Annotated in this window: 16 protein-coding genes; 6 read left to right on the forward strand and 10 right to left on the reverse strand. The window is 67.7% G+C overall.

What is annotated here, in order from left to right; translation table 11 throughout:
- Window positions 1-15: 15 nt before the first annotated feature.
- Window positions 16-1,347: an aminotransferase family protein gene (locus tag ACR81A_RS05555; protein WP_440312953.1), complete on the forward strand. Its 1,332-nt coding sequence runs from the start codon at window positions 16-18 to the stop codon at window positions 1,345-1,347.
- Window positions 1,344-2,408 (forward strand): hypothetical protein, encoded by a 1,065-nt coding sequence (locus ACR81A_RS05560; protein WP_202381998.1) that lies wholly within the window; start codon window positions 1,344-1,346, stop codon window positions 2,406-2,408. Before ACR81A_RS05555 ends, ACR81A_RS05560 begins: the two co-directional genes overlap by 4 nt.
- Before the next feature lie 143 nt (window positions 2,409-2,551).
- Here the strand turns inward: ACR81A_RS05560 and ACR81A_RS05565 are convergent, their stop codons facing one another.
- From ACR81A_RS05565 to ACR81A_RS05575, 3 genes are all read right to left on the reverse strand, one after another.
- A complete protein-coding gene (locus tag ACR81A_RS05565; RefSeq protein ID WP_202381999.1) occupies window positions 2,552-3,805 on the reverse strand; it encodes an alpha-hydroxy acid oxidase in 1,254 nt (417 codons plus the stop codon).
- Window positions 3,806-3,920: 115 nt separating this feature from the next.
- The gene (locus ACR81A_RS05570) at window positions 3,921-4,616 is read right to left on the reverse strand and encodes a FadR/GntR family transcriptional regulator (RefSeq protein WP_440312954.1); all 696 of its coding nucleotides are present in this window, start codon (window positions 4,614-4,616) and stop codon (window positions 3,921-3,923) included.
- 39 nt (window positions 4,617-4,655) lie between these two features.
- Complete coding sequence (locus ACR81A_RS05575) at window positions 4,656-5,354, reverse strand: TetR/AcrR family transcriptional regulator (protein ID WP_202382001.1); 699 nt, start codon at window positions 5,352-5,354, stop codon at window positions 4,656-4,658.
- Between the two features lie 168 nt (window positions 5,355-5,522).
- On the opposite strand from ACR81A_RS05575, the gene ACR81A_RS05580 reads away from it, so the two are divergent.
- Entirely contained in the window at window positions 5,523-6,752 is a 1,230-nt protein-coding gene (locus ACR81A_RS05580; RefSeq protein ID WP_202382002.1) for an acyl-CoA dehydrogenase family protein, read from the forward strand.
- Here ACR81A_RS05580 and ACR81A_RS05585 read toward each other — a convergent pair.
- Window positions 6,749-8,305 (reverse strand): PucR family transcriptional regulator, encoded by a 1,557-nt coding sequence (locus ACR81A_RS05585; RefSeq protein WP_440312955.1) that lies wholly within the window; start codon window positions 8,303-8,305, stop codon window positions 6,749-6,751. The two genes, ACR81A_RS05580 and ACR81A_RS05585, sit on opposite strands and share 4 nt — an antisense overlap.
- 115 nt (window positions 8,306-8,420) lie before the next feature.
- Between ACR81A_RS05585 and ACR81A_RS05590 the strand changes: the two genes are divergently transcribed.
- On the forward strand, window positions 8,421-9,308 hold the full coding sequence (locus ACR81A_RS05590; RefSeq protein WP_202382004.1) for an arginase family protein: 888 nt from the start codon (window positions 8,421-8,423) through the stop codon (window positions 9,306-9,308).
- Between the two features lie 63 nt (window positions 9,309-9,371).
- Window positions 9,372-10,784 (forward strand): MFS transporter, encoded by a 1,413-nt coding sequence (locus ACR81A_RS05595; protein ID WP_202382005.1) that lies wholly within the window; start codon window positions 9,372-9,374, stop codon window positions 10,782-10,784.
- 56 nt (window positions 10,785-10,840) lie between these two features.
- Here ACR81A_RS05595 and ACR81A_RS05600 read toward each other — a convergent pair whose 3' ends face one another.
- From ACR81A_RS05600 to ACR81A_RS05610, 3 genes are all read right to left on the reverse strand, one after another.
- The gene (locus tag ACR81A_RS05600) at window positions 10,841-12,271 is read right to left on the reverse strand and encodes an amino acid permease (protein WP_202382006.1); all 1,431 of its coding nucleotides are present in this window, start codon (window positions 12,269-12,271) and stop codon (window positions 10,841-10,843) included.
- Window positions 12,272-12,441: 170 nt separating this feature from the next.
- Window positions 12,442-13,872: an amino acid permease gene (locus ACR81A_RS05605; RefSeq protein WP_202382007.1), complete on the reverse strand. Its 1,431-nt coding sequence runs from the start codon at window positions 13,870-13,872 to the stop codon at window positions 12,442-12,444.
- Window positions 13,873-13,953: 81 nt separating this feature from the next.
- Window positions 13,954-15,486, reverse strand: coding sequence for an aminotransferase class I/II-fold pyridoxal phosphate-dependent enzyme (locus ACR81A_RS05610; protein WP_440312956.1), 1,533 nt, complete (start codon window positions 15,484-15,486; stop codon window positions 13,954-13,956).
- A 75-nt stretch (window positions 15,487-15,561) separates the two neighbouring features.
- Here ACR81A_RS05610 and ACR81A_RS05615 point away from each other — a divergent pair, with 75 nt between their 5' ends.
- Window positions 15,562-16,467, forward strand: a complete 906-nt coding sequence (locus ACR81A_RS05615) for a LysR family transcriptional regulator (protein WP_440312957.1) — start codon at window positions 15,562-15,564, stop codon at window positions 16,465-16,467.
- Window positions 16,468-16,515: 48 nt separating this feature from the next.
- Here ACR81A_RS05615 and ACR81A_RS05620 read toward each other — a convergent pair whose 3' ends face one another.
- Genes ACR81A_RS05620 through ACR81A_RS05630 form a run of 3 tightly spaced genes read right to left on the reverse strand, consistent with a single transcriptional unit; the run spans window position 16,516 to window position 20,176 of the window.
- The gene (locus ACR81A_RS05620) at window positions 16,516-17,646 is read right to left on the reverse strand and encodes an amidohydrolase (RefSeq protein WP_440312958.1); all 1,131 of its coding nucleotides are present in this window, start codon (window positions 17,644-17,646) and stop codon (window positions 16,516-16,518) included.
- Entirely contained in the window at window positions 17,643-19,064 is a 1,422-nt protein-coding gene (locus ACR81A_RS05625) for a YfcC family protein (protein WP_202382011.1), read from the reverse strand. Before ACR81A_RS05625 ends, ACR81A_RS05620 begins: the two co-directional genes overlap by 4 nt.
- A complete protein-coding gene (locus tag ACR81A_RS05630; protein WP_202382012.1) occupies window positions 19,061-20,176 on the reverse strand; it encodes a mandelate racemase/muconate lactonizing enzyme family protein in 1,116 nt (371 codons plus the stop codon). The genes ACR81A_RS05625 and ACR81A_RS05630 overlap by 4 nt, the downstream gene beginning before the upstream one ends.
- Window positions 20,177-20,206 lie beyond the last annotated feature (30 nt).

The following is a 20,206-nucleotide window of genomic DNA, read 5'->3' on the forward strand; positions in this document are numbered from 1 at the left end:
CTGAAAGGACCGCGCATGTCGAACCTCTTTTACCAGGCCAAGGGCCGCCGCCCGATCGGCACTCGCGCCGAGGGGGTGTACATCTGGGACGAGGACGGCAGGCAGGTGATTGACGGCGCGAGCGGCGCGATGGTTGTCAACATCGGCCACTCGAATGAGCGGGTGCTTGCGGCGATGCGTGAGCAGCTCGACAAGGCCACGTTCCTGTACCGGCTGCAGTTCGAGAACGAGCCGGCCGAGCGGTTCGCCACTGCGCTTGCCGAGCGGCTGCCTGCCGAGCTGGAAAAGGTGTTCTTCGTATCCGGGGGCTCAGAGGCCGTCGAATCCGCACTGAAGCTCGCGCGCCAGTGGGCGGTCGCAACGGGGCAGCCCGAGCGCTGGAAGATCATTTCTCGTTTCCCTGGCTACCACGGTTCCACGCTCGGCGCCCTCTCCGTGACCGGCTACGACCTGCTCACGCAGCACTACCTTCCGCTCATGACGGAGATGCCAAAGATCCCGGCCCCCACCGCGTACCTCGATCGCGATGGGCTGACGATGGCCGAGCGGGGCCTGCGCTACGCCGACATGCTCGAGGCGAAGATCCTCGCCGAGGGGCCCGAGAGCGTGCTCGCGTTCATCATGGAACCCGTGGGCGGGGCTACCACGGGAGCGTTGGTCGCTCCGGACAGCTACTACGCCCGGATCCGCGAGATCTGCGATCGCTACGGGATCCTGCTCATCCATGACGAGGTGATGAGCGGCGCGGGGCGCACTGGCAAGTACCTCGCCGGCGACCACTGGGGGTGCCAGCCCGACATCGTGGCGCTCTCGAAGGGACTCGGCGCGGGGTACGCGCCGCTCGGCGCAATGGTGGCGCCGGAGCGGATCGTGGGGCCGGTGCTCTCCTCGGGGGGCTTCGCGCACGGTCACACGTATGCGGGCAATCCGCTCGCGAGCGCGGCGGGTCTTGCGGTGCTCGAAGAGATCGACCGGCTCGGCCTGCTGGGGAACGCGAGCGACATGGGGGACCGCCTCATGGCGGGGCTCCGTGAGCTCGCCACCCGCCACCCCGTGATTGGCGACGTGCGCGGGAAGGGCCTGCTGCTTGCCGCTGAGTTTGTTGCAGACCGCGACACCATGGAGCCCCTCGCCCCCGAGCTCAACGCGCACGAGCGCATGGTGGAACTCGCTTTCGAGCGCGGCCTCATCCTGTACTCCCGCCGCACGCGCGGCGGGCGGTCCGGAGATCACTTCCTCGTGTGCCCGCCCATGATTGTCACCCCGGACGAGGTCGATCGGATTCTCGAGATCCTCGACGATACGCTCCTCGCGCTCGAGCGCGAGCTCGGGCTGCCGAACGCGTGAGCGGGGGAGCGCAGAAGCGGTCAGCCGTCGCGCCGGGCAGTGTGGAGACCGCGCGTGGGCCCGTGCCGCTGTCGAGTCTCGGTCCCGTGCTCTCGCACGAGCACCTCTTCATCAATTTGATGGCGGAGCGCCGCGGCGACGGGCTCCTCCACGACGAGGCGCTCATGGCCCGTGAGCTCGCGGTATTTGCGAAGCAGGGCGGGGGTGCGATCTTCGACCTGACCACCGCGGAGCTCACCCCGGGTTCGACGCTTGACTCAGAGCGGAGCTTTGACGCACGCCGGGCCGGTCAAACGCGGAACCCGCGAGCAGTCGAGGCCGTCAGGCGGGTAAGTGAGGCGACCGGGGTGCACGTGGTGCTCGGAACCGGGCGCTACCGCGATCCGTTTCTTGACCCCGAGCTGATCGCGGAGCTCGGCGTTGCGGGGCTCGCGGCTGAAATGGTGCACGACCTCACCGTGGGGTTCGCGGATACCGGGATCAGGGCTGGCCTGATTGGTGAGGTGGGTGCCGACAAGTGGTTCATCTCGGAGGTCGAGGAGCAGGTGTTTCGTGCTGCTGCTGCGGCGAGCGTGCAGACCGGTGCGCCCGTGTACACCCACGCGGCGCGCTGGACGGTGGGGGTCGAACAGTCGGAGCTGCTCGTTTCGTGCGGCGTCGCGCCCGAGAAGATCGCGATCGGGCACGTCGACACCGTGCCGAGCGTTGACTACGCGGTGGAGCTCGCGGCTCGCGGCCACTACGTGGGCATCGACACGATCTACTCGACGGCACCCGCCGCGCTTGAGCACCGCGTCGCCCAAGTGCTCGCGCTGGTGCGCGCCGGCCACCGCGACCGGATCCTCCTTGCGCACGACGTGTGCGTTGCTTCGCTGCTGCAGGCGAATGGCGGGCCTGGCTTCGGGCTCGTCATGGGCGAGTTCCGCGCCGCGCTACTCGCTGCAGGAATCGGCGAGGACGAGTTCCGCTCGATGATGGTCGAGAACCCGGCCCGGTACCTCGCTCCCTCGGAGAGCGGCGCAGCCGGCACTCCGAAGAAGCGAGCCAGCCCAAGCGCGTGAAATAGTTCAGGCGCGTGAAATAGCCCAGCGCCCATCCGGGTGGGCGGTTCCGGAAGGGCGCTGGGAGCGAGTGGGGTGTGGCCGCGTGCGCGCGCGGCCACACCGCCCGGGAAGCTCCGTGGAGCTCCCGGCTGTGTGCGGGGCTACGCCTCTTCGGGCGGTGCCACCGGGGCCGGGGCGAGACGGGTCAGCTGGGTGACGTGCCGAGGCTCGAGCTCCTCGAGTGACGAGACCCCGAGCAGGGTCATCGTGCGTTCAATCTCGCTCCGCAGAATGGTGATCATGCGGTCGACGCCCTCGCGGCCACCCGCCATGAGCCCGTACAGATACGCGCGTCCCACGAGCGCGAAGCTCGCGCCCAGTGCGACGGAGGCAACGATGTCCGCGCCGTTCATGATGCCGGTGTCGACCATGATGTTGGCATCGCGCCCCACCTCGCGCACCACGCCCGGCAGGAGGTGGAACGGAATGGGGGCACGGTCAAGCTGGCGGCCCCCGTGGTTCGACAAGACGATGCCGTCAACCCCGCGCTCGACCAGTCGCACGGCGTCCGGGACGTTCTGCACGCCCTTCACCACAAGCTTTCCGGGCCAGAGCTCGCGAATAACCTCGAGATCCTCGTAGGAAATGGTGGGGTCCATCGCCGAGTTCAGCAGTTCGCCGACGGTGCCGCCCGTGGTGGACAGGGAGGCGAACTCGAGCTTCGGTGTGGTGAGGAAATCGAACCACCACCAGGGGCGGGGGATCGCGTTCAGGATCGTACCTGCCGTCAGCTGTGGCGGGATGGAGAAGCCATTGCGCGTGTCGCGCATGCGGTTGCCGGCGACCGGGGTGTCGACCGTGAACATGAGGGTGTCGAACCCAGCCGCGGCGGCTCGCTCGACGAGCCCGTAGGAGATGTCGCGATCGCGCATCACGTAGAGCTGGAACCAGTTGCGGCCATTCGGATTTGCCGCGCGCACGTCCTCGATGGAGGTAGTGCCCAGCGTGGAGAGCGTGAACGGGATGCCCGCGGCGGCCGCGGCTCCGGCGCCAGCGATTTCGCCCTCGGTCTGCATGAGTCGGGTGAAACCGGTCGGCGCGATGCCGAAGGGGAGCGCGGAACTGCCGCCCAAGATGTCGATCGACGTGTCGACATTGTTGGCAGGGCGCAGAATGTCGGGGTGAAACTCGACGTCCTCGAACGCCTGACGTGCGCGAGCCAGTGAGATCTCGGCCTCGGCGCTTCCATCCGTGTAGTCGAAAGCAGCCTTGGGAGTGCGGCGCTGGGCGATCCGGCGCAGATCGTAGGTGGTGAGCGCGCGGTCGAGGCGGCGCTTCTTGCCGTTGAGCTCGGGGGCTTTGAATCGCATGAGCTCGAAGAGCTCCGCGGGGCGGGGGAACTGGCGCTGCACCATTGGACTCCAATCGAGTGAGGTGGGCGTTCGCCGCGCCTCATGTGGTCGGGCCATGTGGTCCGACCACATGAAGTGTAGGCCGCAACGGGTGAACGCGTCAAGCCTGCGGCGAAGCCTAGGGCGTGCGCGTCGCTGCGGTGGTCTCCGCGTAGTACCCCGAGATATGCTCCCGCAGGAGATCGCCCGCAGCCACGCTGTCGCCGCCCGCGAGCGCAGCGAGAATGGCGCGGTGCTCCGCGCGGAGCCGGTCGGCGGTGCGGGTCCACTCGGGGAGCGCACGCGCCAGCTCGGCGGTGTGATCCGCGATGGCGAGCCGCAGCGCCTCCATGAGGGTGCTGATGAGCGGATTCCCCGCTGCCCGAGAGAGGGTCGCGTGGAACTCTGCGTCGAGCGCGAGGAACTCTTCCACGCTCAAGCCGGCCTCATCCATGCGATCGAGCAGCGCCCCCGCGGCGGCCTGGTCCACCTGTTCAGGGGCAGAATGCAGCGCGGCCCAGCTCTCGAGAAGCAGTCGCGTCTCGGCGACGTGCTCATGCTCGACGCGCTGCGTCGCAAGCTCGAGGTTGAGGGAGAGCGCGAATGCCTGCTCTGGCGCGGCAGTGATGATGGTGCCCGAGCGTGGGCCGGAACCGGTCGCGGTGGTGATCGTGCCGAGCGCCTCCAGTACGCGCAGCGCCTCGCGAAGCGAGCTCCGTGATACCTGCAGCGTCTCCGCGAGTGCGCGCTCCCCAGGGAGGTGGTCGCCGATGTGGAGTCGTCCGCTCGCGAGCTCGGAGGTGACCCAGTTCATCACGACTTCGTGGGCTTTCATGGTGCTGATTATCTCAGTCGAGCGCGTCGGTCGCGCCGCTCATGCGCGCGCGGACTGGCCTTGGGTGAGCTGCGCGGCGACCGCGTCAAGGACCGCGTCCGGCGAACCGATCGCGTCGTACACCGCTACGACCACGCGCTGCGGGGTGCCGGCGCCAGCCGGATCGAGCCAGGGTGCATACAGTCCGGCGACGCGGCGGAGGTCTTGCGTGACCTCACCTGCGGCGTCCGTGACGCTGCCGCGCAGCCAGGCGCGCAGGGTGGCGTTGTGCACCGCGACGAGCGAGGCGGAGAGCGCGGGTGCCACCCAGTCGGGGGTCGTGTGTGGGGTGGCCGTGCGGATGAACCGCGTGTACACGCGCTCGTAGCGGTGGGTGATGATCAGTTCGCGATCCCGCAGCGCGGGGGTGAGTCGCATGAGCTCGAAACGAAGCTGCGCGGCCTCCGGGTCGCGAGTGAGGAGGCGCAGCACGTCTGCGGTTCCCTGCACCAGCGCCTCGCCCGGCGGCAGCTGCGTGCTTCCGAGGAACGCATCGAGCTGCGCGAGTGCGTGATCGTGATCGGCGAAGATCACGTCGTCCTTGCTTCCGAACCGGCGGAAGAAGGTACTCCGACTCATACCCACAGCGTCGGCGAGGTCCTCCGCGGTGGTCGCTTCATACCCTCGCTCGGCGAGGCGCCGGATCGCCGCGGCCGCGCTCGCGGGTGCCGTGGCCTGACGCACTGCCTTCGAACTCATACGCCGAAGCTAGCACAAATCCCGGTTGTGGGACTCCGTTTCAATTGATTGGGATCGGGCTTCACGAATTGTGGGAACCCGAGACGGCGCCGGGTGGTGCTTGACCTGGCACCGCGTCTCAGGCAGTCTCGGGGGCAGGCACCAAGGCGGTGCGGAGAGGACGTCGTCATGTCGAAGCCTGGAACCGGCCCCACCCCGCAGGGTACGCAGGAGCCCGAATACGAGCTGTGGGAGCCGCTGGATCCCGATGTCGCCGGGGTCTTCCGCGATATTCCTGAAGATGTCCGCGCATACCGGGATCGGGCGCGCGCGTTTGTGCAAGATGAGGTGCGCCCGGTGATCGCCGGCATCTGGGACCGCGCGGAGTACCCGCTCCACCTCGCCGCGCGCCTGGGCGAGCTCGATCTGCTTCGCGATGGCGTCGATGTTCCCGGTTTCCCAGAGCAGAGTCTCCTCGCCGCAAGCCTCACCACGATGGAGCTCGCCCGCGGAGACGGCTCGGTCGCCACGATCGTTGGCGTGCAGGGCGGCCTTGCCCTGCGCTCGGTCGCGTGGTGTGGGTCTGACGCGCAACGCGAGCGCTGGCTTGCCCCGCTCGCGCGTGGAACCGAGCTCGGCGCGTTCGCGCTCACCGAGCCCACGCACGGCTCGGACTCGGTGAGCCTCGAGACCCGGGCTGAGACCGCAGCGGACGGCGGCTTCGTGATCACCGGCCACAAGAAGTGGATCGGCTCCGGCAGCGTGGGCCACCTCGCCGTAGTGTGGGCGCGAGGCGACGACGGGCAAGTGCAGGGCTTCCTGGTTCCGCAAGACGCGCCGGGCTACCGCGCCAGCACTATCGAGGGGAAGGTGTCGCTCCGCGCGATCTGGCAGGCGGAAATCGAGCTTGACGGTGTGCGGGTCGACGCCGATGCGAAGCTGCCCGGGGCGAACTCGTTCAAGGACACCTCGCGCGTGCTCCAGGCGACGCGGTTGGGCGTGGCGTGGGCCGCGCTGGGGCAAGCCACCGCGGTGTACGAGACCGCCGTGCACTACGCGAAGCAGCGCGTGCAGTTCGGCCGACCGCTCGCGGCCTCCCAGATCGTGCAGGCGCGTCTCGCCGAGATGTTGAGCAAGCTGACGGGGCTGCAAACGCTGCTGATGCAGCTCACGCAGGCGGAGGAGCGCGGCGAGCTTTCGGGCCCCGGTGCCTCGCTCGGCAAGTACACCGCCACCCGCACCGCACGCGACATGGCTCGCGATGCGCGCGATCTCCTGGGCGGCAACGGCATCTTGCTCGAGAACCGGGCGGCGCGGCACTTTGCCGACATCGAGGCGCTGCACACGTACGAGGGTACGGAGACCGTGCAGGCGCTCATTATCGGGCGCGAGATCACAGGCCTCTCGGCGTTCGCCTAGCGCGGGAGCGCGCGCGTTTCGAATGCGAGCCAGAGAAGCGCGCGCTCCGTGGGCGAGTCGAGCGCGACGCCCAGCAGACGTTCTGCGTCGCGCAGGCGGGAGTTCAGCGTCTGCCGATGTACCCCGAGCGTCTCGGCGGCGCGCTCGAGCGCACCATTCGCCGCAAGGAATGCGTGCAGCGCCTCGCGCACGCGTTCGCCGTGTGCCTGGGGGAGCCCGTCGAGCCGGGCCTGCCACTCGCTGAACACGGGAGGCGACTCGCTGCGCAGGAGCCAGTCGGAGAGCGCGTCCTCGGTGCCGAGCTGTGCGGTGGTGAGCGCGCGCAGCTCGGGGTGGCCCGCGGAAGCGCGGTGCGCGCGCCGTGCTTCCTCGCACAGCTCGAGTGTGTCGGCTGGCGTGCCGGTGCGGCTCACCCCGGCCCGCCACTCGGCGAGCGCCCCGCGTTCCGCACGGATGAAGCGGTCGATTGCGTCCGCAGCGGGGCCCGCCTGGGTGGCCGGCAGCACCACGAAGACGCCATCCTCGGTGGGGGCGAGGAGCGGCGTTGCGGCGGGCACGCCGACAGTGAGCTCCGCGGCGAGCGCTGCCTTCAGGAGCAGGCCCGCCGCGGGTTCCCTGCGTGCGCGTGCCCCCGCGTGCGTGGCCGGGCCGAAGAACGCGACGGTGCACCGGGCGGCGCCGGGGGACAGTAGCTCGAAGAGTCGCGGGTCCGCGCTCATGCGCCCGGAGACCGCCTCGGCAATCAGCTGCTCCCGGAGTGAGGCCGCGAGCCCGGTGCGGGCCACGGTGTCGCGCGAAAGGTCGATGAAGGTGGCGATCGAGCCAATGAGACCCTGCTCGAGCGGGGTGTATCGACGGCGTCGCACGACGGCGATCGGGGAGCCCGCCGTGCTCGCGAGGTGCAGGTAGAGCGGGCCGATCGACGCGCTCGCCGCGGTGCGACCTGAGGCCACGTGCCGGGAGAGCTCGGTCGCCACGGCCTGAACTTCAGCAGGGTCGAGCCGCGCGTGCTCGGGCGCAAGCTGCTTGAGCCCGCCCGGCGCGGCCCACAGGACGGCGGCGTCGAGCTCGCGACCGAGCCGTTCGAGCCCCTGCTCCTGCTGCTCAGGGGTGGCATCCGTGTACGCGAGCCGTTGCTGCACCTCCAGCATGTGCCGCACCTGATCGAGCTGGCGGTCCGCGTGTCGGCGAGCAACGAACTCGGAGACGGCAATGTACGGCGTGGAGAGGGGAATGCGCAGGAGTGGGATTCCGTGCGCATCCGCGGCGCGGAGCCAGTCTGCGGGGATCTCCTCGACGATCAGCCCGACGCCAAAGCCGACCGCGGCGACACCCCGCTCCGCGAGCGCCACGAAGTATCGATCCAGCTCCTCACTCGTGCGCTCGACGAGGCCGGTCGTGAGGAGGAGCAGGTCGCGAGCGAGCCAGGGGCTCGGATCTCGGATCTCTGCGACGTGGACCTGAGAAACGGAGCGGTGCAGGAGGTGATGTCCCGCGGCGCAGCTGAGCGCGAGGGACCGGTCTGCGAGAAGATCGGCGAGCGTGGGGGCCATGTTCACGATGATAGTGAGTGTGTTCGAATACTTCACGCAAACCGTGATGGTGGATGCCGAGAGGAGTCGCCAAGCTGGAACACACAACGCATCACCAGCACGAGGAGTTCCCACCATGTCCGCATCCGCACGCAGCTTTGAGCTCATTGGCGCCCCGTTCGACGGTGCATCCACCCTCGGCTTTCCGGGCTCGCGATTCGCGCCCGAGCGCATTCGTCACGCGCTGGGGTGGATCACGCAGCGCGTGGAGGACGGACGCGTGTTCTCGCTCGAGACGGGGGAGCTTCACGCGGCACCTGTGATCCACGATGGGGGTGACGCCGCCGTCGTCGCGCACGACCTGATGACCACCCTCGCTCGTACCAGCGAGCGCGTGAGCGAGAGCGTGCGTGCAGGACATGTGCCGATCCTGCTGGGCGGCGACGACTGCTTCCTGTTCGCAGGAACGCAGGGACTCCACGACGCTACGAGCGGCTCAGTGGCCGTCATCCACTTTGACGCGCACCTCGATGTGATGGATGAGAACGTGCAGCAGGGCACCCACAGCCAGTCGAGCGGCATGCGACGCTCGCTCGAGCTGCCGCGTGCGAGCACGGAGCACAGCATTCAGGTGGGCCTCCGCCACTTCAACTTCCCGTCCTCGCACGACTACCTCGCGGACTCCGGCCTGGCACGGATCACCGCGGCGGAGTTCGCCGAGATCGGCACCGAACGAGCTATCGCCCGGATTCTCGAGCGGATCGCCGGCGCCGAGCACGTCCACCTCTCCTTCGATATCGATGCGATCGACCCCGCGCACGCCCCCGGCGCCGGCGCACTCGAGCCCGGCGGCATCACGTCGCGCCAGGCCATCGACACGATTGCGGCCCTCGCGCCACACTGCGACTCGTTCGCGGTGACCGAGGTGAACCCCATGACCGACCATCAGGACATGACCGCGACGCTCGCGGCATACCTCTGCTACTACTTCGCGGTGTTCGGCCAGGAGGCCGCGGCGAAGTAGTGCGTGTGGCCGCGGCCCCGCCGCCACGCACACCGTGAGACCATGAACAAAGGAGTGAATGCGATGACGATAGGAAGCGACGCGACGAGCGCGCGCCTCGACACCGGGACCATCAACGTGGTCCGCAAACAGGAGCTGCGACGAGCCGTGCGCGGCACCTTCGTTGGCAACGTGATGGAGTGGTACGACGTTGGTGTCTTCGGCTACCTCATTGTGACCCTCGGCCCGGTCTTCCTGCCCGACGCCGATCGTGCAACGCAGGTCATCTTCATGCTCGGCACCTTCGCCAGCACGTACCTGTTCCGGCCGCTCGGCGGGCTATTCTTCGGCTGGCTGGGGGACAAGATCGGGCGCAAGCGCGTGCTCTTCCTCACGCTCACGCTCGTGGCGGTCGCCACGTTCCTCATCGGGCTCCTGCCCAGCCACGCGGCGATCGGCTCGCTGGCCGCCGTGCTCCTCGTCGCCCTCAAGATCTTGCAGGGCTTCTCCGCGGGCGGCGAGTTCACCGGCGCGCTGACGTTCATCACGGAGTCGGCGCCGGACAAGAAGCGGGGCTTCTACGCGGCCTTCCTGGACGGCGGCAGCTACCTTGGCTTCGTGCTGGGCGCCGCGATCGTCACCGCCATGCAGGTCATGTTCGGCCAGGCGGCGATGGAAGAGGGGCTCTGGCGCGTGCCGTTCCTGATCGCCGGACCGCTCGGTCTCGTCGCGGTGTACCTGCGAATGCGGGTCGAAGAGTCGCCGCACTTTGCAGCTCTCGCAGCGGAGCAGGCCGCAACAGGTCAGGCCGCGATTCGGGTCAACCCGCTGCGCGTCTTCGCGGCGAACTGGCGGCCCATGCTGCTCGTCATCCTGCTCGTGGCCGCCGCGAACACGGCGGGATACGCGTTCACCTCGTACATGCCCACGTATCTGTCGACCGTGCTGGAACACGACGCGGTGCAGGGCAACCTGTTCTCACTGCCACTGATGCTGCTGATGGCGTGCCTCATGCCGTTCGTGGGGATGCTCTCCGACCGCGTCGGCCGAAAGCCGGTGCTCACCGCCGCCGCGGTGTGGATCGTGCTGCTCAGCTTCCCCGCGTTCATGCTGATCGGGTCTGACGCGCCGCTTGCGATCATCTCGGGTCTCGCGCTGATCGGGATCCCGGTCGCGCTCTACATGGGCACGCTCGCGTCCACCTATCCGGCGCTGTTCCCGACCGCGTCCCGGAACACGAGTCTCGGCGTCTCGTACAACATCTCGATCGCTCTCTTCGGTGGCACGGCTCCGCTCGTCATCGACACGCTCGTGCGTGCGACGGGGAACCCAGCGGCGGCCGCGTTCTACCTCATGGGCATGTCGGTGATCGGCTTGATCGCGATCCGCCTCATCCCAGAGACGGCCGGCTTGCCGCTCGAGGGATCCGAGCCCAACGTCGAGACCGAGCTGGAAGCGCACCAGCTGCACACGGCGCGCGTCGCAGCCGGGCGCTAAAACGCCTGAGGGCCCCGCGTGCGCGGGGCCCTCAGGTGGTGCCTGGTGGAGTCGTTCTATGCGCCAGTGCCGGGCAGGTCGACTGCCGCGGTGAGCGGCTGCCCGTTGCGCAGCAGTCGCCGCTTGGTGAACTGCCAGCTCACCGCAAGCGCGATGAACCAGACGGGCGTGAAGAGCAGCGGGAGGCGCGTGTCCTCCGCGAGGAACAGCGTCACGAGAATGAACGCAAAGAACGCGAGCACGATCCAGGGCACGACCCGGGGGAGCGGCGTCTTGAACGCCGAGCTTGCGTGGCGCTCGGGGTACTTCCGCAGGTACTGAATAAAGGAGATCGCGATCATGCTCCAGATGAAGAGAATGAACGTCGAAGCGACGGAAGTAACGAAGGTGAACGCCTCGATGACACTGTCACCGAGCAGCAGAATCGGTACGGCGGAGAACACGAAGACCGCGGAGAAGAACACCGCGCGCCGGGGCACCCCACGCGAGTCGGTCAGCGCGAATCCGCTGGGTGCATGACCATCGTGCGCGAGCGCGTGCATCATTCGTGTGCCCGAGTAGAAGCCCGAGTTGGCGCTCGAGGCCGCGGAGATCAGCACAACGAGGTTGATGGCGAATGCGGCGGCCCCGAAACCCGCGTAGGCAAACGTCGTGACGAACGGGCTCTGATCCGGATCGAGACGATCCCAGGGCGTGATCGCCATGATCACCGTGAGCGCACCGATGTAGAAGATGAGCACACGAACCACGATCGAGTTGATCGCGCGGGGGAGGTTATGGTGCGGATCCTTCGTCTCAGCGGCGGCGGTGCCGACGAGCTCTACGCCGATGAAGGAGAAGATGCCGAGCTGGAACCCGAGCAGGAAGCCGCTCGCGCCGAACGGGAACATGCCGCCGTGATCCCACAGGTGCGAGAGCGCCGCCTGCGTGCCGGTGTCGGGGTTCTGGAAACCGGTTGCGAGCAGCACGATGCCGGTTGCGATAAGCGCGAGGATCGCGACAATCTTCACGAGGGAGAACCAGAACTCGAACTCGCCGAAGAACCGCACGGGCTGCAGATTCAGCACCATAAGCACGGCTGCGGTGATGAGCGCGGGCAACCACGGCGGGATCGACGCGTTGATGTAGGAGACGTAGCTCGTGATCGCGATGATGTCGGCCACGCAGATGACCACCCACGTGATCCAGTACGTCCACGACACGAAGTAGCCCGCCCACGGGCCAATGAGATCCTTCGCGATGTCGCCGAACGTCTTGTAGTTGAGATTCGACAGCAGCAGCTCGCCGAGAGCGCGCATGAGGAGGAACATCATGCAGCCGATCACGGCATAGATGAAGAGGACGGACGGGCCGGTGAGGCTGATGACCTTGCCCGAGCCGAGGAACAGACCGGTGCCGATTGCGCCGCCGATGGCGATCAGCTGGAGGTGACGATTGGTGAGGCCGCGCTGCAGTTCTTCGTGCGCGCCAGGAGCGGTGCCGCTCATGTGAACTCCCATCCCGAGGGTAGGTTTCCGATTGTAGCGAGCCGCGCGCGGGGCGGTCGGCTCGGCGGGTGCGAAACAACGCACATACGCGGAGAACTTCGATATCTCAGTGGACCCCTGAGGGATCGAATCCGAGATGTCGAAGTTCTCCGCGTGGAAGTGAAACTGGCTCAGTCCTCCGAGTCCGGCAGCGGAATCGCCGCGGTCAGCGGGCGGCCCTCGCGCTGCAGCTTCCGCTTGCGCAGCTGCCACAGCACCGTGAGGAGGAGGAACCAGATCGGCGTTGCGAGGAACGGCGGACGCGTGTCCTCACCGTAGAGCAGCGTGCCGGCAATGAACACGAAGAACGCGAGCACGGCCCACGGCATGATCCGCGAGAGGGGCATCTTGAAGCCCGAGGTGGCGTGGCGCTCGGGGAAGCGCTTGCGGTACACAATGTAGCTCACCACGATCGAGCCCCAGGTGAAGAGAATCATCGTGGCGCACATCGACGACACGAAGGTGAACGCGGCCACAACGCCGTCGCCGGCGAAGAGCAGCGGGATTGCGGCGAACAGGAACACCGCGGTGAAGAACACCGAACGACGGGGCACCCCACGCGAGTCGGTGAGCGCGAACGACTTCGGCGCGTGGCCGTCCTTCGAGAGGCCGAAGAGCATGCGGGTGCCCGAGTACAGGCCGCCGTTGGCGCTCGACGCGGCGGAGGTGAGCACCACGAGCTGGATCGCAGCCGCCGCGAGGCCGAAGCCCGCGAGGGCGAGCGTCGTGACGAACGGGCTCTTGTCAGCCTCAATCTGGTTCCACGGGGTGACGCTCATGATGATCGCGAGGGCGCCCACGTAGAAGATGAGGATGCGCAGCACGATCGAGTTGATCGCCTTGGGGAGGGTCTTCCGCGGGTTCTCGGTCTCGGCCGCCGCGGTGCCGACCATCTCAACGCCGATGAAGGAGAAGATGCCCATCTGGAAGCCGAGCACGAAGCCTGAGGCGCCCATCGGGAACATGCCGCCGTGCTCCCACAGGTTCGCGAAGGAGGCCTGCGTGCCCTCGGGGCTCGTGAAACCGGTGATCACGAGGATGAGGCCCACCGCGATCAGGCTGAGGATCGCGACGATCTTGAGGATTGCGAACCAGAACTCGGTCTCACCGAACCACTTTACGGGCTGCAGGTTGAGGATCAGCAGCACTCCGGCCGTGATGAGGGCCGGCAACCAGCTCGGGATCTCGGGGTTGAACCACTGCACGTACGCAGTGATCGCGATGATGTCGGCCACACACGCGATGACCCACGAGAACCAGTAGTTCCACGACACAAAGAAGCCAGCCCACGGGCCGAGCATGTCCTTCGCGATGTCCCCGAACGTGTGATAGTTCAGGTTCGACAGCAGCAGCTCGCCGAGGGCACGCATGATGAAGAAGACAAAGAAGCCGATCACCATGTACACGAAGATGATCGCCGGGCCGGACACGCTGATGAGCTTGCCTGAACCGAGGAACAGCCCCGTACCGATCGCCCCGCCAATGGCGATGAGCTGCAGGTGGCGGTTTTTCAGGCCGCGCTGCATCTCACCGCTCGGTGAGGTGGTTGCTGTTGTGGACATGACACTCCCTTGTGTGGGTTTCTTGGCGCGCCCGGATAAGGCGCTGGTATTCGAAGGGTGACCTGGAGATTGTAGTGGGCGTTACGCCACGACCCGGAACGTGGCGAGCGCGGGATCAGCCGCGCCGCGGACATAGCCCGAAGGGGCCGCGCCCGTCGCGCGAAGGAAATCGACGACCTCGGCGCTCAAGATCTCGCCGGGCAGCACGTTCGGCACGCCGGGCGGGTAGGCAGCGAGCGAGTCCGCGGAGATCCGCCCCACCGCCTGATCGAACGGCACCATCTCGACGGGGCTGTAGAACGCCTCGCCGAGTCCCATTGCGCGCTCGCACGGGGCAGGCAGCACGATCGGCCGCTCGGGCTCGATGGCCGCTTCGGGAAGCGCCTGCAGCGCGTTCCAGAATCGGTCAACATCGACGGGGGAGATCGCGCCGACGAGCAGCAGCAGGGCCGATGGGGTCGACAGTTCGGCGTAGACCTTGTGGTCGCGCAGCAGCTGGTAGTGCGCGTCACTGCCGGTGATGCCTGCGCCGCGCGTGTCGATGAGCACCTTGAACGGGTCGTTCGTCACCGCGTCGGGGCTCGCGAGGATGTCGGGGGTCGCGTCGCGGAAGCGGCGGTCCGCACGAACGCGGCGACGGATTTCCTCGGCGGTCTCGAGGGCCCGCTCAACGAGCTCGGGGCGCGTCACAATGTTCTTGCGGGCCTCGTCGAGCGAAGCGAGCAGCAGAGCACTGCAGCTGGTCGACTGGTGCGAGCGCACCACGCGGTCGACGAGCGGGGCGAGTGCCTCGGCAAACGAGCCGTGGCCGAGCTGGATCATGGCCGACTGCGTCAGCGAGCCGACCGCCTTGTGCGTGCTCGACACCACGAGATCGGCACCGAGGCGGGCAGCGTTGACGGGCAATTTCGGGTGCAGGCCGAAGTGCGAGCCCCACGACTCGTCGACGATCAGCGGGACACCGTGGTCGTGTGCGACGCGCGAGATCGCGGCGATATCCGCGACCGCACCAAAGTAGCTGGGGGAGACGATGTACACGGCGGAGCTCGCCGGGTTCTCCGTCAGCACGGCCTCGACCTGCTCGGCGGTGACGCCGTGCGCGGAACCGAGTCCCGTGTCCACGTAGCCGGTGACGAAGTGGGGCGTGAGGCCCACGTGGGTCATACCGTCGATCACGCTGGAGTGCACGCTGCGCTGCACCACGAGCTCGGTGCCGAGCCCGCGCACCACGGTCGTTGCAACATGGTTGCCGCCCGAGGCGCCGTTCGTGATGAACCAGGTGCGGCTGGCGCCCCAGGCCTCAGCCGCGAGCTCCTGCGCACGCATGAGCGGCGTGACGCGGCCGGGGGTGACGAGCCGCCAGGTCTCCTGGTCCACGCCGCTGAACAGCATGGGGAAATCGACCGCGAGTGCGGCTTCGCCCACGAGGTTTGCAACGCCAGGGGCGTTCTCCGGGTTCGCCTGGTGGCCCGGAACGTGCAGTCGCTGCCAGTCGTGCTGCGCAAGCGAGCGGATCGCGTCAGCGTACGGGGTCTCGTACTGGTGCGCGGGGATAGCAACCGATGCCTCGGCGGGCGTTTCGGGTGCGACGTGTGGAGCGGGGGCGGTCTGCATGGGACCAGAGTAGGTAAAGCCGCGACCCTATGCGGGATATCATGTTTTCGCGCGTGGTGACATAGTCTCTATAACATGATGACGCTCCAGCAGTTCCGCGTGCTCCTCGCAATTCGCGAGCACGGCAGCCTCACCCAGGCGGCCGAGGCGCTCGAGTACGGTGTGCCCACGGTGACCCACCACCTCCGCGCACTCGAAACACACCTGCGCGTGCGGCTCGTCGAGCGGGATCGCCGCGGCGCACACCTCACCCCGCTCGGAGCGGCGTTCGCCGCGGAAATCGCACCGGTGCTCACACGCATCGAGCGGGCCGAGCGGGCAGTTGCCGATCAGCGAGATGCGGGGGTGGTCACCCTCCGCGTCGGGACGTTCTCGTCAATCGGTGCCCGGCTCATGCCCGCCGCAATCGCGCAGTTGCAGCAGCGCACCTCTGTGCGGGTCGAGGTTGTCGAGGCAGAACCGACCGAGGTGCTCCGGCTCCTCCGCGTCGGTGAGGTGCACGCCGGGCTCATCTACGACGTGTCAGACGAGCTCGCGCTGCAGGTGCCCGACGTGGAGCGCACCACGCTGATGTCGGAACCGTACCGGGTGATGGTGGCGAAGAACGGCCCGTTTGGTGACCGTGCGGAACTTGATTTTGCCGAGCTGGCAGAGACCGCGTGGGTGTGCAGCCGCAACCCCGATGAGGCGTCAGACCGCGTGCTGCGCCGCGTGTACCACTCGCTCGGCCTGCCCGTGCGTGAGGTCATGCGCACGGATGACCTCACGATGATCCACGGTCTCGTTGCCGAAGGACTCGGCTGCGCGCTCACGACCGCCGCCGCGGTCGACGCCGACTTCGACATCGTGCTGCGGCCGGCGCTGCAGGATCTCGGGGAGCGGCGCGTCTCCTTCGTCACCCGCCGCGGAGCGGTGCCCCCGGCGGTGCAGTGGCTCGGCGAGATCCTCAGCGCACTCGCCGCGGAGCGCGTCGCGGCCTAGCACCCAGCGCTCGCCGCTGGGCTATCTCGCCGCGCGGCAGGCCGATAGCTATCTTGCCGCGCGGCAGGCCGCGACGAGCACGTCCGCCGCTGGGCTGAGCCGCGAGACGTCGTAGCGCATGGCGGGGTCGTGCAGCCCAGGGGTGACGTCCGCGCCGACGCCCAGCATGGCCGCCTGCAGCGCGGGCCGATGCAGCGTGTAGCAGTGGAAATCGTCAGACCCCGAGGTGACCGCGCGCGGCGCGAGCGCGGCCTCACCTGCGACCTCGCGAATGGCGGCGGCGAGCTGCGCTTCGGCGGCGTCTCCGACGATCGCGGCGGGCACATAGTCTTCCTCGGCAAGCGAGATCTCGACACCGTAGCGGACCTCGAGCGCTCGCGCGATGCGCGCCACACCCTCGCGGAGTGCGCCCATCACCGAGTTGGACTGCGCGCGCAGATCGATCCCGAACGAGGCGGAACCGGGGATCACATTCAGGTTGCCCGAACCCGCACGAAGTTCCGTGAACTTCGCCGACGAGGCCACCTGCGGATCCACGCGCAGACCCGCGATCATGCTCGCAAACTCGGTCGCAACCTCAATCGCGTTGACGCCCTGGTGTGGGCGCGCGCCGTGGTGGTCGGCCCCCGCGATCCTGCCCCGCACGAAACAGCACGAGCCGTGCGAGATGGAGGGCGCGAAGCGGGGTGCTGGGAGCTCGCTGCCCGGGCGCAGATGCACCCCGAACAGTGTGTCGAGCTGGTCTGCGACGCCGAGCGCGGCAACCGATGCGGCGCCGTTGCCCTGTTCCTCCGCCGGCTGGAAGATGGCGCGCACGCCGTGCGAGAGCGCACCACCGAGCTCGTGGAGTCGCAGCACGGTCTCCGCGACAATCGCGAGGTTTGCATCGTGTCCGCAGGAGTGCGCGAGCACTGTGCCCGTGGCGGTCTCGTGCGCGAGGGCGTCGAGATCGCCGCGGAGCCCGACCACGGGCTCCCCGGGCCCCACGTCAACCGTGAAGCCCGGGAAGTCCGCGAAATGCTGGGGCGTGAGCCCGGCCGCCTCGAACAGCTCCGCGAGGTATGCCGCGGTGCCGTGCTCCTGCCAGCTGGGCTCCGGGTGGGCGGCGAGGTGCTCGCGGATCCGAATGATCCGTGGCAGCTCGTCGCCCGGGCCCGACGCCGGGTGTGCGAAGGTCACGCCGGCACTCCCCAGATGGCGCCCGCGACGAGCGCGAGAGCCGCGACGACGAGCCACACCGCGATGAGCTTCCAAATGAACTTCACCCACAGCTCATACGGGATCCGCGCAACCGCGAGATATCCCATGAGCGCGCCCGAGGTTGGGATGATCGAGTTGGTGATCGCGTCACCGTACTGGAACGCGAGCACGGCAACCTGGCGGTCGATCCCGAGCAGGTCGGAGAGTGGCACCATGAGCGGCATCGTGGTTGCGGCCATGCCGCTGCCCGAGGGGATGAAGAAGTTCAGGATCGCCTGGAATACGAACATCCCGATCACCGTGAGCGTGGGCGGCCAGTGCGAGATGCCGTCGGCGATGAAGTTGACGATCGTGTCGAGCGTCTGCCCGTCCTGCATCACCACGAGGATCGCGCGGGCAAAGCCGACGACGAGGGCGCCGAAGACAACAGCGCGCATGCCCTCAACCAGGTTCGTGAAGGAGCCGTTGATGCCCAGCCCACCGATGATGCCGGAGAGCATCGCGACGATGAAGAAGTTCGCGGCGAGCTGGTCGAGGAACCAACCCCAGTTGAACACGCCGTACATGTTGATGGCGATGCCGAGCGCGAGCAGGATCAGCACGATGCTGCGGCGGGCGGTGAGCGGCGGGATCTCCTCGCTCACCGCGTACTCGGTTGAGCCGACGCCGCCGACGCGACCGTAGAGGATGGACGTCTCGGGGTTCTTCTTGATCCGCGCGGCGTAGCGCATCACGTAGAAGATCGCGAAGGCGAGGATCGGAATGTAGACCGCGGTGCGGAACCAGATGCCTGAGAACAGCGGGACCTCGGCGATGCCCTGTGCAACGCCCACCGTGAACGGGTTCATCATGCCGCCGATGAAGCCGGAGGCCGCGCCGATCGCCACCATCGCGGTGCCCACGATCGCGTCGTAGCCGAGGGACAGGGCGATGCCGATCCCAATCGGAACAAAGATGATGCACTCCTCCGCCATGCCGGTGGTGAAGCCGAGCACCGAGAACACGATCATGACGAGCGGAATGATGAAGCGCTCGCTCTTGCCGATCTTCTGCACGAGACGATTGATGCCCGCATCGATCGCTCCCGTGGCGCGGATCACGCCGAACGCGCCGCCCACGAGGAAGATGTAGAACACGATCTGCGCGGCGGCCTGCATGCCGCGAGGGATCGCGGTGAAGATGTCGAAGGGCGCCATGTGCGTCTTCGCGATGGTGTCGAAGGTGCCGGGCACCACCATCATGCGGCCGTCGACATCAATGCGCTCGAACTCGCCCGAGGGGATGACGTAGGACAGGATGCCCACGAGGATGACGATCGAGAGGATGATCGCGTAGGTGTGTGGGATCGAGAGGCGGTCGCGTAGGCGGCGCTTCGGGGATTCGGTGATCGTGGTCATTCGACGATCAGCTCCTTCGCTGAGACGGTGAGGCGGTCGAGCGCCGCGGGGTCGAGGGTGACGCCGAGGCCGGGGCGATCGGTGATGTCGACGTAGGGGAGGGGGAAGTGGAGATCGCCCGGCTCGTCAGAGAAGGCGACGGGGCCGGAGAGCTCCGTGGAGACGATGTTCGGGTGCGCGAGCGCGAGGTGGTAGCCCGCGGCGGAGGAGACGCTCGTTTCGAGCATGGACCCGATCTGCACGGCGAGGCCGCCGAGCGCCGCCTGAGTGGCGAGGCGCTGGCAGGGCAAGATGCCACCGGACTTCATGAGCTTCAGGTTGACCATGTCGACGGACTCGTCGTGGATGAGGCGCGCGAGATCGCCCGTGGTGATGACAGCCTCGTCAGCCATGATCACGGCGCTCGTGTGCGGGCGGAGGCGGCGGAAGCCGTCGAGATCGTCGGCGGCGATGGGCTGCTCGATCCAGTCGATGTCGTAGGGCTCAATCGCGGCGATCATCCGGCGCGCGGTCGAAACATCCTGCCAGCCCTGGTTCGCATCGACGCGGATGCGAATGTCGGGGCCGACGGCCGCGCGCACGGCGGCTACGCTCGCGATGTCCTGCGCGGTGTCGGTGCCGAGCTTCATCTTCAGGTGTGTAAAACCATCGGCGATCGCGGCGCTCGCCTGGGCGGCCACCTCCGCGGGGGGCAGAATGCTGAGCACCTTCGCGATCATCGGCTGCTCGGGCTTCCGGCCGCCGAGGAGCGCGTGAACCGGGAGGCCCGCGTGCTTGCCGAGCAGATCCCAGCAGGCGATGTCGAGTGCGGCCTTCGCGGCGCCGTTCGCGACGAGTGCGGTGTTCATACGCTCGTGTACCTGGTTCAGGTTGCGCGGGTCGGTGTCGCGCAGCGCCGGCAGCAGGTGCTGGGTGAGGGCTGCGACGACGGACTCGACCGTTTCGCCGGTGACGTGCTCATCGGGAACCGCTTCGCCAATGCCCTCGAGCCCCGTGTCGGTGCGGAGCGTCACGATGACGCTCGGCATGACGTCGTAGCGGGCGTAGGAGACGATGAACGGTACCTTCAGCGGTGCCTCGATCACTCGGATGTCGGCGCTGACAATTCTCATATTGGGAAAACCCACCTCGTCGTTGATTGT

Source organism: Leucobacter chromiireducens (assembly GCF_051993095.1).
Lineage (GTDB): Bacteria > Actinomycetota > Actinomycetes > Actinomycetales > Microbacteriaceae > Leucobacter > Leucobacter chromiireducens.

Bases quoted from the DNA above. Each gene is read 5' to 3' on its own strand.
- ACR81A_RS05555 (WP_440312953.1), top strand. From the start codon at position 16: ATGTCGAACCTCTTTTACCAGGCCAAGGGCCGCCGCCCGATCGGCACT.
- ACR81A_RS05565 (WP_202381999.1), bottom strand. From the start codon at position 3,805: ATGGTGCAGCGCCAGTTCCCCCGCCCCGCGGAGCTCTTCGAGCTCATG.
- ACR81A_RS05570 (WP_440312954.1), bottom strand. From the start codon at position 4,616: ATGAAAGCCCACGAAGTCGTGATGAACTGGGTCACCTCCGAGCTCGCG.
- ACR81A_RS05575 (WP_202382001.1), bottom strand. From the start codon at position 5,354: ATGAGTTCGAAGGCAGTGCGTCAGGCCACGGCACCCGCGAGCGCGGCC.
- ACR81A_RS05580 (WP_202382002.1), top strand. From the start codon at position 5,523: ATGTCGAAGCCTGGAACCGGCCCCACCCCGCAGGGTACGCAGGAGCCC.
- ACR81A_RS05585 (WP_440312955.1), bottom strand. From the start codon at position 8,305: ATGGCCCCCACGCTCGCCGATCTTCTCGCAGACCGGTCCCTCGCGCTC.
- ACR81A_RS05590 (WP_202382004.1), top strand. From the start codon at position 8,421: ATGTCCGCATCCGCACGCAGCTTTGAGCTCATTGGCGCCCCGTTCGAC.
- ACR81A_RS05595 (WP_202382005.1), top strand. From the start codon at position 9,372: ATGACGATAGGAAGCGACGCGACGAGCGCGCGCCTCGACACCGGGACC.
- ACR81A_RS05600 (WP_202382006.1), bottom strand. From the start codon at position 12,271: ATGAGCGGCACCGCTCCTGGCGCGCACGAAGAACTGCAGCGCGGCCTC.
- ACR81A_RS05605 (WP_202382007.1), bottom strand. From the start codon at position 13,872: ATGTCCACAACAGCAACCACCTCACCGAGCGGTGAGATGCAGCGCGGC.
- ACR81A_RS05610 (WP_440312956.1), bottom strand. From the start codon at position 15,486: ATGCAGACCGCCCCCGCTCCACACGTCGCACCCGAAACGCCCGCCGAG.
- ACR81A_RS05615 (WP_440312957.1), top strand. From the start codon at position 15,562: ATGATGACGCTCCAGCAGTTCCGCGTGCTCCTCGCAATTCGCGAGCAC.
- ACR81A_RS05625 (WP_202382011.1), bottom strand. From the start codon at position 19,064: ATGACCACGATCACCGAATCCCCGAAGCGCCGCCTACGCGACCGCCTC.
- ACR81A_RS05630 (WP_202382012.1), bottom strand. From the start codon at position 20,176: ATGAGAATTGTCAGCGCCGACATCCGAGTGATCGAGGCACCGCTGAAG.